This window comes from Pantoea sp. R102 (assembly GCF_004916815.1).
GTDB lineage: Bacteria > Pseudomonadota > Gammaproteobacteria > Enterobacterales > Enterobacteriaceae > Pantoea > Pantoea dispersa.
In genome coordinates this window covers 1-1,901 of the sequence record NZ_SDFT01000213.1, presented here as the reverse complement: position 1 = coordinate 1,901, position 1,901 = coordinate 1, and the positions used below count along the sequence as shown (strand labels likewise).

General features: G+C 60.9%; 3 protein-coding genes. All 3 read right to left on the bottom strand.

All coding sequences use genetic code 11. The features are described 5' to 3' along the window. Nucleotides 1–96 precede the first annotated feature (96 nt). The gene (locus ERD80_RS19555; RefSeq protein ID WP_136548180.1) at nt 97–834 is read right to left on the bottom strand and encodes a capsule biosynthesis GfcC D2 domain-containing protein; all 738 of its coding nucleotides are present in this window, start codon (nt 832–834) and stop codon (nt 97–99) included. Continuing rightward, nucleotides 831–1,481 (bottom strand): YjbF family lipoprotein, encoded by a 651-nt coding sequence (locus ERD80_RS19550; protein WP_136548177.1) that lies wholly within the window; start codon nt 1,479–1,481, stop codon nt 831–833. Before ERD80_RS19550 ends, ERD80_RS19555 begins: the two co-directional genes overlap by 4 nt. A gap of 77 nt (nt 1,482–1,558) precedes the next feature. Beyond that, nucleotides 1,559–1,807 carry an exopolysaccharide production protein YjbE gene (gene yjbE / locus ERD80_RS19545; protein WP_021508031.1) on the bottom strand — a complete coding sequence of 83 codons (249 nt, stop codon included), beginning with the start codon at nt 1,805–1,807 and terminating at the stop codon, nt 1,559–1,561. Nucleotides 1,808–1,901 lie beyond the last annotated feature (94 nt).

The following is a 1,901-nucleotide window of genomic DNA, read 5'->3' as shown; positions in this document are numbered from 1 at the left end:
GTGAAGGACCGACCGGTTCCGGCCAGGTTTCCGCCTGCACCTGGCATGCGGCGGCGACAGAAGCAGCCAACAGGCTGAGGAGTAATTGTTTTTTCATCAGTCTGGCATCCGGTGAGTCAGAACGGAAAGCATGCGCGCATTCAAATCAGGCTGGCCCCAGGGCAGGCTCCATGTGGAAAAGCCCAGCCAGATGATGCTGCCAGGCTCGACTTCAACATGCCGCTGATTCCAGTAAGCGATCGGCACCTGCTGCGTCTCACCTGACGGCGCAATCACCGTGGCCACGCTGCGTTCGGCACCCGATAAACGCGCATGCGGCGCGAGATAGTCACGCACCGTGCGTCCTGGCTGCCAGCTCTCACTGCCGGGATGGCTGAGTGCGCCCATCACCCGTACCTGCGTCGGCGCTGCCACGATGTACAGGTCGTAGCTGCCCTGCAGTTTACGGTTGGCTTTCGGACGCAGCCGCACCCAGTCGGGATCGAGCGAAGTAAACTGGCGCCCGGTAACCTGCAGGGCGCTGAGCTGCTGGATTACGCTGCCGATGGTTGCGGCCAGTGAAGCACCGCTGTCGGCCTGCCAGGCGCGCAGATCCGCCAGCAGCTGAGCGTGCTGCTGCTGCGCCACGGCGGTCGCACCGCGTTCGGCAATCACCGTGCCCGGCCACCAGCTGTGCAGCGCCGGGTTCGTTACCAGTTCGCTCAGCGTGCTGGCATGATCGATCTGGAAACTGCGCTGATCGTGCGCAGGGTGTACCGTCACCTGGCTATCCGCCAGCGCGTGGCTGGCCGCCGTGAGGGCGAATGTCGCCAGCAAAGAATTGATTTTTTTCATGATTTCGCCGGCTTCAAAAGGGTAGTTGCAATCGGGAACTGGTCAGCCGCCAGCATCTGCTGCGCCTGCAGCACCGTACCGTCGCGGTTATCGATCCAGAAGGTGTTCTGCCAGCTGACGCCGGGGCTCTCCATCTCTACCATTTCGTGCCAGACGCGGCAGGGCACCCGCTCGCCGGCGAGGTTCAGCACTTCATCGTCGCCGCGCTGAAAGGTGGAGTGGGCGGTGGCGGCGCGCACGTTGTCCTGCTCGCGCCACTGCACGACGCGCGTCCACTGCGCGCCATTTTGCAGCCGCAGCCCATCGGCCAGCGGATCCTGCGCCAGGTTACTGACGGCCTGCAGGTTGTCGCGCAGGCCGAGGGTTTTCACCAGGCGGCCGTGCTGCATCACCAGCATGGCTTTATCCTGGGTTACCCATTTCTGCTGGCCGTTTTCCAGGTAGCCCAACACCACAAAGATGCGCGGACCGTTATCGACGCGCGCATACAGGCTGGCATAGGGCAGAGTAGCGATTTGTTCATCGCTGACGGTGACATCGTCCGGACCGCTGATGGCGAGCATCACGGTCTGTTCGAGGCCTTTTTGCGTTTGTGTGCAAGCCTGCAGCAACAGGCAAAAAAGAAGCAGCAAAGAGAGTCGGCGCACTGTGTATCCCTGTCTCAATAGAGGCAAAAAACAAAAAATAACCACACGACTGTGTGGTTATGTTTAAAGGTGCTACATCAACGAGTGGTGCTCGTTGTGGTAGTGGTTGTTGTACCGGTATTTGCACCGTCGCCACCGCCAGCAGCGGCAACGCCGAGACCCACTAACGCACCGAGTGCGCCGATACCCACAGCGGTGGTCGCACCGGTCGAGATTGCTCCCGCCTGCGCGCCTGCTGCAGCACCGGCTTCTTCCGGTGCGGCAATCGCAGCGGAAGAAACGGCAACGTAAAGTAAGGCTGCACCGGCAACCATCAGTTTTTTCATAACAACGTTTCCTGCATCTTGATAAAACGTGAATGAAGGATATTACCCGTCATACCGTACGCTGCCGTCCGATGGCCGCTGGGCCGCATGCAGC